This is a genomic window from Bradyrhizobium sp. SZCCT0148, from assembly GCF_018129985.1.
Taxonomy (GTDB): domain Bacteria; phylum Pseudomonadota; class Alphaproteobacteria; order Rhizobiales; family Xanthobacteraceae; genus Bradyrhizobium; species Bradyrhizobium japonicum_H.
This window is the reverse complement of record NZ_JAFCKT010000008.1, coordinates 210,369-225,607: the sequence shown is the minus strand read 5'-3', so window position 1 is coordinate 225,607 and position 15,239 is coordinate 210,369. Positions and strand designations below refer to the sequence as shown.

Genomic DNA, 15,239 nt, shown 5'->3' with positions numbered 1-15,239 from the left:
TGCAGCTTGCGCCAACCTGCACGGGAAGTTCGTAGGTGCCGGCTCCATAGGCGGTTAAGATGTAAGATATGCGCGTAATGGTTGTGCCTGCTCAAAGACGGTGCAATCGCGGTCGAAGCCTGATCGGATGAGGCAAGCGAGTTCCGCATCGGAACCCGGCTGGTCTTGCCGCCTGCCGCTGCGACCAATCAGGCGCGGCGGGCCAACATCAGAAAATCTCCGCGCCATCCGACGACAGCGGTCGCAATCGCGGCGATCACAATCTTGCCGGCGAGCCATGCCGCGGGCCCCGTAGGTACCCAACCAAGCGATCCGATCAACATTGCGGCCAATCCCGCCTGCACGACCAACGGCCAGCGGGGGAACGCTTCGAATCGCAGGGTGGGACCGAGCGCGACCAATATCGTGGCGAGCGTAGCGAGTGAAGCGCAGTTGACCGCCCCTCGAGGCGACAGGCCGGCCGACATCGCGACCAGGGCGAAGGACACGACGAGGGCGAGCTGGCCGGCCGCGACGACGACGAGCCTGGTCGCCAGCTTCTCGAGGTGGGGCACGACCGCGATCGTCGCCTGCAAATGGGTGTGCAGGAAATAGAAGGCGGCAACCGTCGGCGCCGTCTCGATAAAGCCATCCACGCTCGCCGGCGGCACCAGGATACGGGCGGCGTCTGGGATGAATCCAATGAGACCACCAAGCAGCACGAGGGTCGTGCAGATCATGAACTCGAACATCCGCCGCGCCGACTGCACCGATTTTGCGCTGCCTCCGTGTTCGAAGTCGTCGATCAATTCCGGATAGCTTACGGTGTGGATCGCTGCATTGAGGACCCAGAAGGGACGCTGCAAGAGGTCGAGCGCAATCGAGAATCCGGCCCCGGCGCCTGTCGCACCCAGCTGACCAATGACGACGACACGGAGCAGCACCGGTACCGACAGATGGATGACGGACGCGCCCGCCGCGAGCATGCCGTAGCGGGAGAAATCCTTCCAGTCGGCCAGCATGTCCTGCAACGACCCGCGCTTCATCGGCGAGCGATGGGCGATAAGGCCGGCAAGGAGGCCGAAGGCTTGCCCGGCGGCAATCCCAATCAGCGCCGCTTCGGCCGTTCCAGAAATCACGCTTCCCGCGGCTGCCCCTGCCAGAAGGGCCGTTGCGCGCAACGCAAGCAGAAAGGAGGAGAGACCCAGCCGGTCGGACAGACGTATCGACAGGAAGTAAAGATCCGTCAGGCCCTGGAGCACGGATATGCCGAGGCCCAGCGCAATGGCCCCCATCGGGAGCAGGCTGACCAGAGACGCGCAGCTTCCGACCACAAGGAGCGCGGCCGCGCTCGACAGGCCTGCTGTAAGCAGCGACCACCTCAGCCGAGCCGCCTCGTTCGCCCGGGCTGCGGCGAGAAACCGCAGTCCGGCCAGCTGTAGCCACTCGAACATCAGGACGCAGAGCAATTGGCTCGAGGCCAGCGTGAGCGAAAAGTTGGTGTAGTCGGCGGCGGGCAGCAGATGGCTGATCGCGAAGATCAGGACGATCGCCGCGGCGCTCTGATAGACATAGCCCGCCATGGCGAGGAGGCGTGTCATCTCGGAATGAGGCGCTCCTTGCCGACGGTCCGCCCCTGGGGCGCGTCGGACGCTACAGCGCGCATGCGCGACATTCGCTGCTCGCGCAATTGCTCATACAAGTTCTTGTATGACGACAGCACGTCGGAGAATATCCACTTGTTGGTATCGGCGATGAGGCGCCGGCTGATCTCGTCGATCTTGTGCGGATCGGCTGCGATCGCGAGCATGCTTCTGGCAAGGGATTGCGGATCGGCTTCGGTGAGCCAGCCGGTCAGGCCGTGCTCGATGACCTCGGGCATGCCCCCGAAGCGCGTTCCCAGCAGCGGCCTGCCGGCCGCCTTGGCATCTGCGACGACAAGCGGACCGGGGTCGTGCCAGATGGAGGGTGCGACCACCACGTCAACCTGCCTGTAGAAATCGTCCGGTGCTACGAAGCCCATGAACTCTATTCGCGCATCCGGCGCGAGGGTCTTCAGGCGTCGTTGCTCCTCCTCGCTGACCCGGCCGGCGATCAACATGCGAATGCGATCACGGGGCAGCAGAGCAAGCGCGTGCATCAAATTGTCGATGCCCTTTTCCTCCGTGAGGCGGCCGATGAATCCGAACGTTACTTCCGTGGTGCAGATGGGACGGGGGTAGGGCTCGCGCGGCGGCTCGGTCGAGGCATTGCGGATCACGGTGCGGATAGGCGTCTCCGAGAACATGCCCATGTCGGTATGAATCGACAGGACGCGCTCGCTGACGCCGACCACGGCGCTGAGCCAATGCGTGGCGCGCTTGCGATGGAAGGTCAGGATTCCGCAGCTCGCGCAGGTGCGCTCGCAGGACCGGCCCTTGTGAAAGCGCGAGCAGCGCGGGCAGGTCAGGTAATAGTCGTGCAGCGTATGCAGCACGGGAACGCCGAGCTGGGCGGCGACGCGCCAGATCGCGGTGGTAAGGCCCGACAGGTTATTGGAATGCAGCACGTCGGGCTTGAAAGCGCGGATGCGTTCCGCGATCAAGGGCGCCTGCATCTGCCAGTCGTCGACCGCGTGCCAGATGCTGCGCAATACAACGTTCTTCTGCTCCGTGAAGGGCAGATAGACGTTCCGCACCGGCGCGGAATAGACGTTGATGCCGTCGCAGGTTTCCGCAGCTTGCCCGGGCGTGGATGCGGCCCGGATGACTTCCACCTCGTCACCGCGTTGCACGAGTCCTTCGGCGAAGCGTCGGGCGAAGATCTCGGCGCCGCCGACGATCTTTGGGGCCTGAGGCGTCGGATAAAGCGTGGACGTCAAAAGAACTTTCATCGCGTCAACCTCATGTCTGTAAAATCGCGTTTACCGCGCCGGCCTTATCTCCAGGGCAGGAACGGCACTGTCATCGGCTGCAATCAAAACCGGTGTGCTCGAGACCGGGATCCAGACCCCCGACGCAGGCTTTGCCGTCTGGTCGCACGGCATCGCAAAGCTTGCGCCTGGTTGATCGCCTTTGAGCCGAATCTCGTAACGTCGGTCCGGGGCCTCGGACCAGACTGCAACTCTGCCGCCCGAAGCCGTCGATCCATTGATAGACACGACGCCGTTGGCGAGCTCGCGTCGCTCGGCACTCAGAGTGGGGCGAATGAAAGCCCAGGCCCCCTGGGCCGCGCAGGCGACGGGCTTTGGCGAATTGTCGAAACGATAGAGACCGAAATTATCCTCCAGCTCCGAAGGGTTCTTTCCACTGTCCTTGAGCTCATAGAGCCACATGCCCTTAAACCAGCGCGTCGCGGTGGACGCCCACAGAATGAGCTGCGCGGTATTGTCGGCCTGGGCCTGCTCGCTGACGCCGCATTTGTTGCTGGCCGTGGTCCAGCCCGTCTCGGTGACATAGATCGGGAAGTCGGGGTTTCCGCTCGCCTGGCCGACGAGACGGTGAAACGCCGTGAGCCGCTCAATGATTTCGGCGGAGGTGCGTTTGCTCGGGCCCATGCAGAAATTGTAAAGATGGATCGAAGCGCCGTCGGCATATTGAAGGATGCCGGTCCGCAGCATCTTTTCCGTCCACGTCCAGCCCGGATCGTCGCCGAGCGCTCCGACCAGGAAAGGCGCATTCGGCGCGACCCGCTTCACCGCCGGTCGCGCGACTTGCGCCAGCGCCAGATAGTTCTCCGGCGAGAATGCCGGATCCTTCTTCCCCGCCAGATTCCATTCGTTCCAGAGCTCGAACAGAGGATGCTGTGCCACGACCGATTGCGCTGCCGCCGCGGCAAAGTCGGCGAACCGCTGCCGCGCTTCATCGGTGGTCGGAGGCGAGGAATTCGGAACCAGATGATGGCCGAAGGCAAGGATCAGGAGGGGGCGCGCGACGCCGGACCTGACCTGTGCTTCGAGCCTGCCGAGCCTGGGCGTGAAACCCATGCGGCGTCCCGCCAGTTCAAAATCGGACCAGGGAAAATCATCGCGGAAGGCATTGAGGCCGAGTTGCTTGATCTGTCCGACGTTCTCCGAAGGCACGTACCCGCGCGCGCTCACCGGGCCACCCAGCCCCTGATGGGTGCCGACCCCCAGAAGGAATCGGGCATCGAGCGGTTGCGCCTGCTGTGCGGAGACAGAAACCGGTAGAAAAATGGATGCGATGAGGCCGGCAAGGCGGAAGCTACCGCGAACCAAGGTGCGTGAGATGGTCATCGGCTAGATCATGCTCGCGCGTACTGGGTTCGCGGTGACGCCAAGTCCTGTCCATGATATCGCCATCGCGATCTCCTGCATCTGCGAGGGCAAGTGTGAGCGTGGAGCAGCGCAACCATCAGAAATTCTTGGAGAGGTCCGATTGCAGCCCCGCCTTCGCGTCGATCGGTGCCCGGTCGTCGTGGAGCAGCTCGGTATAGACCTGCTGCAACTGTCCATGCGTCTTCTGAACGTCGTAAAACTGCTTGAACCGGTCGTAGCCGCGCTGTCCCAGCACCTTGAGATCGAGATCGAGTGCCCGGCGGAAACCATCGACGAGCGGCTGGACCGCAACGGGCTCGCAGAGCACGCCGGTCACGCCATCGACGACGATCTCGGGCAACGCGCCGCTGCGGAAGGCCAGGATGGGTTTGGCCGCGCGCATCGCTTCCAGCGCAACAAGGCCGAAGGCTTCCCATCGTGACGGTATTACGACGAGATCGGCTGCCTCGAGCTGGGTCTCGATGGTCGGACGATCGAGCCAGCCCAGCAGGGACACGTTCGACGGGACGCTGGGGCCTTCGTATTTGTTGACGACGGAGGCGCCGATCATGCGGACCTCGAGCACATCCTCGAGCGAGCGTGCCGCTTCGATCAGGAGATCGAAGCCCTTCTGGCGGTCCAGGCGCCCGATAAACAGCACCTTGACCTTTCTGGACGTCCACTCGGCCGCGAGGGGCTGTGGTGTGCGGCTCCTCGAGATGCCGTTATGGACGAGGGTGAGGCGCTCGGCGGGAATTCCTGCGCGAACGGCTTCGTTGAACTCGTCGCCGGAGATGCAGATGATTCGGTCTGACGTGCGCGCGAGGAGTTTCTCCGCGGCTTTCGTCACGAGATGACTGAGGCGGCCGGTCTCGCGTGAAAACGCCCAGCCGTGCGGGCAATAGACGACGCGCGGGCCATCTGGGCGGGCCGCCAGCGCCGGGCGCAGCACGAGGCCAGCAAACGAGGAGTGCAGGTGCACGACATCGGGACGGAAAGCATCCAGCGCTTGCATGCTTGCGCGCAACATCTGGAACAGGCCGGCAACACCGCGGCCTGATCGTTCGAACGTCGTAATCTGATTGTCATCGATCGCCGGAAGATCGCCACGATGATCCGACGGCACGACATAATGCACGTTGCCGGTGCCGAAGCTCGCCTGTTGCTGTGGGTGCAACTCGTTCAGGTAGCTCGCAATCCCGCCACGGATCGTCTCGGCGATGTGCAGCACTTTCATCGTTTGCCTTCCGTAGAACTGTTTTGGAGAGCCGGACTTCGTCAGTGCCGGCTCCAAGTTCGCTAGTGCGAAACACAGTTCCTCGAATCCGTAGCGATAATGGGGCAGCGATGTGGTGATGTTGCGCCAAGCCAATTGCGCACACGATTGTCGAAGGAAGAACGAAAAGATGCGGTGGAACTATGTGCAAGTGCGCGAGTTGGAGCCAGTTGCAAATTGTTTGAGCGAAAACCGATGCGCGTGATGAGCGAAGTGCATCAAACTTCAAGCAGCGCTGGCAACGCTTGTCGGTGGTGCAAGATGGTCAAGTAAAGACTTCGCCGACTTCTGCCACGAAAAGAACGCAACACGTTCCTGCTGCCGCCGGCGTTCCTGATCTGAGATGGCACCGATTGCCAATCTTTCGAGCATGAGTTGCTTCAACGCGACGGCATCATTGGCGTCAAAATACGCAGCGGCGTCGGCGCAGGTCTCAACGACCGCCTCGGCCGTCGAGGCGATGACCGGGCAACCGAAGATCATGGCTTCGAGCGGAGGTACGCCGAAGCCTTCATAGAGCGAGGGAAACACAAATGCCGACGCATGCGCGTAGAGCGCTGCGATCTCGCTGTCCGTCAGACGCCCGGCCAGCAACAGGCCGGAAGCCCCGTCGCTCGAATTGTCCTGGAAGACCTTGCTATTGTCGCCGCCCACGATGACCAGTGGAACGTTGGTCCTGTCGAGCAGCTCGATGGCCCGGATCGCGACGGAAAGATTCTTGTTCTTGGTCCTGGAGCCGACATAGAGAAAGAAGTTCTGCGGCTGAAGCCCGAGACGGGCAATGATGCCGGGATCCGGCTTCGTCCTGGCGAAGTGTTCTGCGCTATTGGGAAAGACCGGGATCGCCGTCGCCGGCAGATTCAGCACCTCGGCAAGCTCTTTGCGCGAAAAACCCGATACGGTTGCGATGCTTGCGTGCCGGGCGAGCAGCCGGCCCATGGTCCGGTGAACCGCCAGATAGCGCCAGTTGAAGAAGTCGGGCCTGCGAAAGACTTGTGCGTCGTGGATCACGACAATGTGGTCGCGATGGAATACCGGGCCGGAATTGGCAAGACTGATCAAGCGACCTCCGGCAGCGGCGCGCGCCAGGTCGATTTGATCCCAAGCGTGCCCGCGCAAGCGGCCGACGGCGCGAGTTTTGATTCGCTCCAGCTGAAGCTGCTCGCTTGCATCCACGGGCGTCAGCAACTGCCAGTCTGCGTTCCGCAGCGAGGCTGGCGTTTGCTCCGACGCCAATAGCACGTCGATCGCCTTGACGATCTCGGCGGCATAACGCTGAACGCCGGTGAGCTTTTGCGACAGAAAGCGGCCGTTGATGAAGAATTTCAATTGGCTACCACATTGGTTGATCGGCGCCCGGGCTGCCTTGCGGCAAGCAGGTGGCGGACGAGCCGCAAGAGAGCAACCGTTAGGGTACAGAAATATGACCAAGCGCTGCACGGCCGAGGCGCTCCGCCTGCATGGCTGACGCTGCCTTGCTGCGTGTGAGGTCGCAGTGTAGATGTCGGCCATGAGTGACGATACCCACTCCCTTCGCAGCGGCTCCCTCACCGCGACGATCAAGGCGCACGGCGCCGAACTGTGCTCGTTGAAGGACGACGCCACCGAATTCGTCTGGCAGGCCGGGCCGGAATGGCCGCGCCATGCGCCGCTGCTGTTTCCGATCGTGGGGCGTCTTGCCGGGGATGAATTGCGGCACCGGGGCAAGACGTACCGGATGACCCAGCACGGCTTTGCGCGCGACAGCCGCTTCGCATGGGCGGAGCGCGGCGAGCGTCGCTGCGTGCTGGTGCTCGAAGACAACGAGACGACGCGGGCGCTCTATCCGTTCGCGTTCCGGCTGACCGCAATCTATGCGCTCGATGATGCCGGCCTCGATCTGACGCTCACCATCGCCAATACCGGCAAAGAGACATTACCGGCTTCGATGGGTGGTCATCCCGCGTTCAACTGGCCGCTTCAGCCGGGACATGCCAAGGAGAGCTACGCTCTGACGTTCGCCAGCGCGGAGCCGTCTCCCGTCCGCCGTCTCGATGGCGGGTTGCTGCGTCCGGCAACGGAGCCGAGCCCGCTCGAAGGCGCGGTGCTTCACTTGTCCGAATCCCTGTTCGCCGATGACGCCATCATCTTCGACCGGATCGAGAGCGACGCGGTCCGCTATGCCGCGTCCAGCGGCCCCTGGCTGACGATGTCATGGCGCGGCTTTCGCGAGCTCGGGGTCTGGTCGAAGCCATCGGGCGCACCGTTTCTCTGCATCGAGCCCTGGCACGGCTATGCCAGTCCTGTCGGCTTTGATGGCGAATTCGCTGACAAGCCGGGCCTGATGCATATCGCGCCGGGTGCGGAAGAGCGACTGTCGTTCCGGATCGAAGTCGGATCGTCCTGAGTCGCAGGGGAACTGATCGTTGGCGCCTAGACCTCGATGCGCGTGAGATCCTCGCCGAGCACGACCGGTCCGGCATAATCCTGCCTGATATCCGCAAGCAGCGCGTTCAGCATGGCATCGTCGGCGCGCGGCCGATGATGCGTCAGTGCGAGCTTCTTGACGCCGGCCTTGGCCGCAACCTTGCCGACGGTGTCGCCGCAGGCGATCGTGAATTTCGCAAGACGGCGGAGGTGCTCGTTGTTGATTTCCGGCGTCGCGAGGAAACAGCACTGGACAAGCAAGTCGGCGCCTTCAGCCAGCCGCTCGAGCCCGGGGCAGGGCACCGTGTCGCCCGAAATTGCTATGACCTTGCCGTCCGCCTCGAAGCGATAGCCGAGACACATCCATCGCGCGAGAAAGGCCGGCGGCATGTCGAGGCCGTCGCCATGCGACACCAGCTCGGCGCTGATCTTCCAGCGCCCGGTGTCGAGAACGGGCCCCGGGATGATGTCCGTCGCGACGACGGGTTTCCAGCCGCCCAAGGCGGGCTCGCCCTTGTCCCGCCAGGTGATGTCCTTGTCGTAGACCTGCGTGATCAGCGTGTTGACGAGCCGCTCGGTGTCCGGTGGCCCATAGATGCGCAGCTCGCCGTTGCGGCCGTGCATCCATGAATTGAGCATCACATCGTAGAGGTCGCCGATGTGGTCGAAATGGTGGTGCGTGAGAAGAACCGTGTCGATGGCGCCAAGCGGCACGCCGGCCTTGCTGAGCTGCACCATGACACCGCGGCCCGCGTCGAACAGGATGTTCTCGTCGCCGAGCCTGATCAGCGTGGTCGTTGCCATGCGGCACGGGTCCGGGCGCGGGCCGCCGGTGCCGAGCAGTATGACCTCCATGGTGCCCACTCCAGCGTGAGGAGTTCCCAGAGTAGGTGCGAAGCGGTCAATGAAGCAAGCTGCATCCGGACAGCAGGGACGGAGAAGGGGCGTTCAGCGCATTCCGGCCGCTGTGGCGGCGACGGCCGTCCGGACGGTCGACCGCTCCGATCCCGCGGATGTCAGCCGGTGCGCCAGGTCCTGCGCGCGCCGTTCGACCAGATGCCACGTCGCACGTGCGACGATATAGCTGAGCGCAGCAGTGACGACATAGGCGATGATCAGCGAGACCAGTCCATCGGCGAGCGGCCAGAGCTGACGCAGGCCGTAAATCACCGCGAAGTGGGACAGGTACATCGAATAGGAATTACGGCCGAGCGCTTCGAGGGGCTTGAAGCGGATGGCAAGCTTGATGCAACCGGCAACCAGCGCGCCGAGCACGAGGTTGATCATCAGATAGTTGAATTCGTGCGAGCCGGTGACACGGTTGGCGACAAAGGACAGCGCGACGAACACCGCGTAGATCGCGGCGTCCGACCTGGCAAATCCGTCGCGCAGCGAGAAGAACAGCGCGCATCCGACCAGAAAGACCGGCAACTGGTTCAGGAAGCTGATGTGCAGCGTGGTCCAAACGAATGCCTCGTGGCCGGGGCCGTAATAGGCGGAGAACAGCGCGAAGGCCCACGGCTTGAACAGGCAGACATTGACGAGATGCAGCACGATCGCGAGCGCGACGTAGAGATGGCGGCGCGAGCCGAACGCGGTGACCAGGATCGGGAAGACGAGATAGAAGGTCATCTCGGCCGCGATCGACCAGTCGCCGGGCACGACGCTGTTGACGCTGTCCGGCCAGAAGCCGTGCAGGAACGTCGCGGTCAGGATCACTTGAACGGGTCCGATGCCGTTGGGCGCATTGTCGCTTGGCCCGGTGCCGTTGATCATGAGGTAGACCGGGATCGCGAGCCAGAACAGTGGCGCGATGCGCAAGACACGGCGGATGTAGAACTTGCGCGTGGGATTGGTTTCGACACGCTGCGTCCACATCAGGCACATCGTCATGGCGCTGACGAAGTAGAACACGTTGACGCCCGTCCAGCCGCACATGAACGCGTAGTCGACGGCGTGGATGTTCGACGGAAACGATTGCGAGACGTGGATGGCCATCACGCCGGCGATGGCGAGGCCGCGCAGGACATCGAGTGTGTGCGAACGGCCGAACGGCGCTGCGCCTTGCTCGCTTCGACCGGCAGCCAACCGGGCCTGCCCCTGCATCACGCCTGCTCCATGGTTCGCATTGTGCAGGCGGGACCATAGAGGCGCGGACCGGCTTTCCGAAGCCGAAGGCCTTTTTTACGTTAATCGCCGGTTGAGTCCGAAGCCGAATGTGCGGGATCGCTGGCCGCGAGCCGGCCGAGGCCCTGGCAGGGGCCGTCCTGCGCTCCGGTGCGCGGAATGAGAATTGTGGGCCAATTCATACTTAATCCCGGAGACCATGAGCAATGTTGTTTGCGCATCGCAACGCGCCTAATATTCCACCAGGCAAATTCGGGGGCTCGAACAAGTCGTGAATGTCCGTTCACATGACAGCGCGCTGCGCAGTGACTTGAATTTCCAAGGCGGGCCGCAGGCCATCCAAGGCGGGCCGCAGGCCATCCAAGGCGGATCCCAGGCACACAGGACACCCAAGACAGTGGCTGATTCCGCACTGAACGAGTTGCGTCTCGCCGGCCGGGAGCGGCTGATCGTGGTCGAGGACGATCCGGTGACGCGGACCATGCTGGTCGGCTATTTCAGCGAGAACAATTTCGACGTGATCGGCGCCAGCTCCTGCGCGGAGTGCCGCCAGGCATTGCGTGCGCGCACAGATCTCATCTTCCTCGACGTGCAGCTGCCCGACGGTGACGGCTTCGAACTCGCCAAGGAGATCCAGGCGACCAGCAATGCCGGCATCATCTTCGTGACGCGGCGCGACACCGACGTCGACCGCATCCTCGGTCTCGAGATCGCCGGCGACCACTACGTCACCAAGCCGATCAATCTGCGCGATCTGCTCGCGCGCGCCCGCAGCGTGCTGCGGCGGCGCTCGCTCGATCGCAAGGCGGCGCGCAACCACAATTCGACCGCGTTCGGCGACTGGATCATCGACCTCACCCGGCGCGAATTGCTCGGCAGCGACGGCAAGCCGGTGTCGCTGACGCGCGCCGAATTCGACCTGCTCGCCGCGCTGGTCGGCGCCGACGGACGGCCGCTCAGCCGCGACTATCTGATCGAGGTCGTCAGCAACCGCCAGGCCGAGGTCGACATCCGCACCGTCGATGCGCTGGTGGCGCGGCTGCGCCGCAAGCTCGTCGGCAGCGGCACGCCCGTGATCGCGACCGTGACCGGCGTCGGCTACAAGCTTGCGCTCAGCGAAAGATTATAGAGCGTCAGCGTGATGCGACGCGCTTCCATCGCGCTTCGATGCGAGCCTTGATCTGGCTGACCCGGGCCTCGTGGGCGGCCCAATAGGCGCGGCTGGCGGCCGCGGTGCCCTGACGATAGCGGGCATAGACCGTCTTGGGCTGCGCCGACAGCTTCGGGCGGCTCGCCGGTTTGGCCGCAGCCGCTGCCACCGCAACAGCCGCAAGCGGGGGAGCCGGTTCCGGAGCGGCGGCAGCTTCGATCGACAACGCCTTCGAGTTCATGGCGACAAGGCGGTTACGGGCGCGGTTGCAATAGACTTGCGACCGGGCGGTCATCGCCTCTTCGCCATGGCCCGCCCGGTACTTCATCAGGGCGCGGCAGATGTCCCCGCCGGCGAGACGCCAGGCCCGGCTGAGATAAAGCACTCCATAATGGATGTTGATGTCGGGTTCGGCGAGTTCCGCGTCGCTGCCCCGAAAACCCAGCATCGCCGCCGTCTCGGGCCGCACCTGCATCAGGCCGACCTCGCCGACGCTGCCGATGACGGCCGAATTGTAGCCGCTTTCGACGAAGACGACGGCTTCGGCGATATCGGCTGGCAAATTGGTGTTTGCGGTTTCTCGCTCGATGATCTTCCGGATCATGGTCCGGGATGACGGCGTTTCGCTGGCGCCGAGCTCCGCGTTGCCGTCTCCGGCGTGTGCGCAGAGCGGAGCCGACAACAGCAACACGATCGCCACGCGTCGCCACGTCGCGCCGAGATAGAAGCCTGCCCGATCCCACAGCATGGCTCCGTCATAGAGCTCCTGAGTTAACAAACGGCATCCGACGCACGGGCGACTAGCGCGCACGGGCGCTCTGGTCGGTGGACGCCGCTGGCGCGGGTTCGGCCAGCCGGTCGTCGATCGCATAGAGCGTGCAGGTCGGCGACCATTTCATGCAGGCCGCCAGCGACTCGCGCCGGGCGTCGTCGGCCGTCGCGTGCCCCGAGCGCCAGCCGTAGCCGCCGTTCGGCGACACCGCGAACGCCTTGTGCGGAACCATGCTGGCGAGATAGCGCGCGAATTCGGTCCGCGCGGCCTCCTTGAGCTGGCGCGGCGGCGGCAGCGGGTCGGGCGGGTTCAGGATGTCGCGACCGAGCAGGCTGCGCTCGCGCAGGAAGGAGTCGACATAGGGCGTCCATTGCGCACGGCTCGCCACCGCATAGAGGTAGTGGCCGTCGTCACCGAACGGTGGCGCCGCGATGAATTTTGCATTGCCGCCACCAGTGCGAAATCCGTCATGGAGGCGGCGCGCGAGGTCGGGGCCGAAATAGGAGTCGTTGGCCGCATAGACCCAGAGCATCGGCACGCGCGAGGTCTTGCCGAAGGTGGCGAAGGCCTGCACCAGCCCGTCGGGATTGCAGACGTCGTCGTCGCCGCGCGAGCCGCGGCCGCCGGCGAAGTTGATCGCGGCGACGAGCCCGGCCGGCGCCTGCGCGGTGAGCGCGACCGTTGCGAGACCGCCGGCGGATTGGCCCGCCGCGATCATGCCCGTCGTCGTGACGTCGGGCCGGCGCGCCATCGCATCGATCGCGGCGCGCAGGTCGGCAACCGCGACTGCGGCCGCGGGCAAATAGGCGGCCTTCGCGCAGCCGCCGACGCTGTCGACGCGTCCGCCGGGCGAGGTGCCGTAACCGCGCCGCATCACGATCAGCGCCGCAAATCCCCGGCGGGCATATTCGAGCGCAATGCCGTAATATTTGTGCGCGGACATGGTGGCGCGGTCGTCGAAGCTGCGCGGCGAGCCGTGGCTGAGCAGCGCCAGCGGATAGCGCTTCGTCCCGGCCGGGCGGACCAGGAAAGCCTCCAGCCCTTGCGGCCCGGCCTCCGCCATGGGGATACGGAGATCCTCGGTGTAGAATTCCGCGGCTCGCGCCGGCGCACCGGCCACCACCAGGCCGGCGATCAGCAGCAGCAGCTTGCGCGGGAGAGTCATGGGACGATTCGGAAAGGCCTCGATGGCGTGCAGCATAGCACGTCCTTTAGCCCCGTTGAGCGAAGCGACATTCGGAGCAGATGGTCCCGCATATTGCGCGCTCACGCGGGCTGCAGCAATCCCCCAGGGAACGCCGTCCCCGTCACGGGTGTTGTGCCCTTGGCGGGGGCCCGGCCGATGCTATGGTGTCGCGCTATCGCTGTACGACAGGATGAGGATATTTCAGTGGCTGAAGTTCACCCCGGGGCGGGCAAGCAGGCTTTGCCGGACGCGCTCACCAACATTCCGCGGCTGGTGACGGCCTATTTCGCCGGGAAGCCCGATGTCGCCGATCCCGCGCAGCGCGTTGCGTTCGGCACCTCCGGTCATCGTGGCACGTCCTTCAAGAACACCTTCAATGAAGGCCACATCCTCGCGACGACGCAGGCGATCTGCGACTACAGGCGGGAAAAGGGGCTGACCGGTCCGCTCTTCATCGGCATCGATACCCACGCGCTGGCCGAGCCGGCGCTGGTCAGCGCCGTCGAGGTGTTCGCGGCCAACGGCGTCGACATCATGATCGACAAGGACGGCGGCTATACGCCGACGCCTGTCATCTCGCACGCGATCCTCACCTACAACAGGGGCCGCACCAGCGGCCTCGCCGACGGCGTCGTCATCACGCCCTCGCACAATCCGCCGGAGGATGGCGGCTACAAATACAATCCGCCGCATGGTGGCCCGGCCGATACCGACGTGACCGGCGTGGTCGAGAAACGCGCCAATGCCTATCTCGCCGACGGCCTCAAGGGCGTGAAGCGCATCGACTATGCCAAGGCGCTGAAATCGTCGAACGTCCGCGCCTATGATTTCGTCACGCCTTACGTCGCCGATCTCGGCAACGTCGTCGATCTCGACCTCGTCAAATCCGCCGGCATCAATATCGGCATCGACCCGCTCGGCGGTGCTGCCGTGCATTACTGGCATCCGATCATCGAGCGCTATGGCCTGAAGGCCACCGTGGTGAACGAGGCCATCGACCCGACCTTCCGTTTCATGACGGTGGACTGGGACGGCAAGATCCGCATGGATTGCTCATCGCCCTACGCGATGGCGAGCCTGATCGCGATGCGCGACCGCTTCGACGTCGCCTTTGCCAACGACACCGACGCCGACCGCCACGGCATCGTCACCCGCACCGGCGGTCTGATGAATCCGAACCATTATCTGGCGACCGCGATCTCCTATTTGTTCGCGCACCGTCCCAATTGGGGCAAGGACGCCGCGATCGGCAAGACCGTGGTGTCGAGCTCGATCATCGATCGCGTCGCCAAGAAGCTTGGCCGCAAGCTGGTGGAGACGCCGGTCGGCTTCAAATGGTTCGTCGATGGTCTCCTCACCGGCGGCTTCGGCTTCGGCGGCGAGGAGAGTGCAGGGGCCTCGTTCCTGCGCCGCGACGGCGGCGTTTGGACCACCGACAAGGACGGCGTCATCCTCGGCTTGCTCGCCGCCGAGATCATGGCGAAGACCGGCCGCGATCCCAGTCAGCTCTTCAATGATCTCACCGCCGAGTTCGGCGTGCCGCATTACGCCCGCATCGACGTCGCCGCGACCGGGCCGCAGAAGAACATCTTGAAGTCGGTCACGCCCGAGCAACTCGGCCTGAAGGACCTTGCCGGTGATCCCGTCCGCGCCACGCTGAGCAAGGCGCCCGGCAACGGCCAGCCGTTTGGCGGCATCAAGGTCGAGACGGACTACGGCTGGTTCGCCGCGCGGCCGTCCGGCACGGAGGATGTGTACAAGATCTACGCCGAGAGTTTCCGCAGCACCGAGCACCTGATGCGGATCCAGGAGGAGGCCAAAGCGGGCCTGGCCAAGGTGTTCGGGGCGTAGTTGCCCTAGGACAGAGCATAATCCCACCGTTCAGGCAGGTCGTCATGGTCGGGCTCCCCGGGCATCCACGTTGTTTCCACCGCGTGGCAATGCGTGGATGGCCGGGATAAACCCGGCCATCCCGCTGTTGAGCGCTAGCGCAAACCTCCGGCGTAGTTTGCGTGAAACTGTATACCCGATCTACCACGGAAGGTAATTTGATAAGGCATTTTTGCCGTTGAGCGGGGCCCTTTCAGC

At 64.2% G+C, this 15,239-nt stretch carries 12 protein-coding genes; 3 read left to right on the top strand and 9 right to left on the bottom strand.

The features are described 5' to 3' along the window. Nucleotides 1-188: 188 nt before the first annotated feature. From JQ580_RS23525 to JQ580_RS23505, 5 genes are all read right to left on the bottom strand, one after another. Nucleotides 189-1,580, bottom strand: a complete 1,392-nt coding sequence (locus tag JQ580_RS23525; protein ID WP_212282576.1) for a hypothetical protein — start codon at nt 1,578-1,580, stop codon at nt 189-191. Continuing rightward, nucleotides 1,577-2,851 (bottom strand): glycosyltransferase family 4 protein, encoded by a 1,275-nt coding sequence (locus JQ580_RS23520; RefSeq protein WP_212282575.1) that lies wholly within the window; start codon nt 2,849-2,851, stop codon nt 1,577-1,579. The genes JQ580_RS23525 and JQ580_RS23520 overlap by 4 nt, the downstream gene beginning before the upstream one ends. A 30-nt stretch (nt 2,852-2,881) precedes the next feature. Then, nucleotides 2,882-4,213, bottom strand: a complete 1,332-nt coding sequence (locus JQ580_RS23515; protein ID WP_212282574.1) for a hypothetical protein — start codon at nt 4,211-4,213, stop codon at nt 2,882-2,884. Between the two features lie 118 nt (nt 4,214-4,331). Further along, nucleotides 4,332-5,471: a glycosyltransferase gene (locus tag JQ580_RS23510; RefSeq protein ID WP_212282573.1), complete on the bottom strand. Its 1,140-nt coding sequence runs from the start codon at nt 5,469-5,471 to the stop codon at nt 4,332-4,334. Nucleotides 5,472-5,735: 264 nt separating this feature from the next. Further along, the gene (locus tag JQ580_RS23505) at nt 5,736-6,839 is read right to left on the bottom strand and encodes a glycosyltransferase family 4 protein (protein WP_212282572.1); all 1,104 of its coding nucleotides are present in this window, start codon (nt 6,837-6,839) and stop codon (nt 5,736-5,738) included. Nucleotides 6,840-7,020: 181 nt separating this feature from the next. Between JQ580_RS23505 and JQ580_RS23500 the strand changes: the two genes are divergently transcribed. Continuing rightward, nucleotides 7,021-7,896 (top strand): aldose 1-epimerase family protein, encoded by an 876-nt coding sequence (locus tag JQ580_RS23500; protein ID WP_212282571.1) that lies wholly within the window; start codon nt 7,021-7,023, stop codon nt 7,894-7,896. A 26-nt stretch (nt 7,897-7,922) separates the two neighbouring features. Here the strand turns inward: JQ580_RS23500 and JQ580_RS23495 are convergent, their stop codons facing one another. Together JQ580_RS23495 and JQ580_RS23490 are read right to left on the bottom strand one after the other, a co-directional pair. Further along, nucleotides 7,923-8,771, bottom strand: a complete 849-nt coding sequence (locus JQ580_RS23495) for an MBL fold metallo-hydrolase (RefSeq protein ID WP_212282570.1) — start codon at nt 8,769-8,771, stop codon at nt 7,923-7,925. A 93-nt stretch (nt 8,772-8,864) separates the two neighbouring features. Beyond that, on the bottom strand, nt 8,865-10,022 hold the full coding sequence (locus JQ580_RS23490) for an acyltransferase family protein (protein WP_212282569.1): 1,158 nt from the start codon (nt 10,020-10,022) through the stop codon (nt 8,865-8,867). Between the two features lie 292 nt (nt 10,023-10,314). Between JQ580_RS23490 and JQ580_RS23485 the strand changes: the two genes are divergently transcribed. After that, entirely contained in the window at nt 10,315-11,172 is an 858-nt protein-coding gene (locus JQ580_RS23485) for a response regulator transcription factor (RefSeq protein ID WP_212282568.1), read from the top strand. 4 nt (nt 11,173-11,176) lie between these two features. Here the strand turns inward: JQ580_RS23485 and JQ580_RS23480 are convergent, their stop codons facing one another. Together JQ580_RS23480 and JQ580_RS23475 are read right to left on the bottom strand one after the other, a co-directional pair. After that, nucleotides 11,177-11,941 carry a transglycosylase SLT domain-containing protein gene (locus tag JQ580_RS23480; RefSeq protein ID WP_212282567.1) on the bottom strand — a complete coding sequence of 255 codons (765 nt, stop codon included), beginning with the start codon at nt 11,939-11,941 and terminating at the stop codon, nt 11,177-11,179. A gap of 52 nt (nt 11,942-11,993) precedes the next feature. Further along, on the bottom strand, nt 11,994-13,130 hold the full coding sequence (locus JQ580_RS23475; protein WP_212282566.1) for an alpha/beta hydrolase family protein: 1,137 nt from the start codon (nt 13,128-13,130) through the stop codon (nt 11,994-11,996). 177 nt (nt 13,131-13,307) lie between these two features. Between JQ580_RS23475 and pgm the strand changes: the two genes are divergently transcribed. Continuing rightward, entirely contained in the window at nt 13,308-15,002 is a 1,695-nt protein-coding gene (gene pgm, locus JQ580_RS23470; RefSeq protein WP_249134365.1) for a phosphoglucomutase (alpha-D-glucose-1,6-bisphosphate-dependent), read from the top strand. Nucleotides 15,003-15,239: the final 237 nt, after the last annotated feature.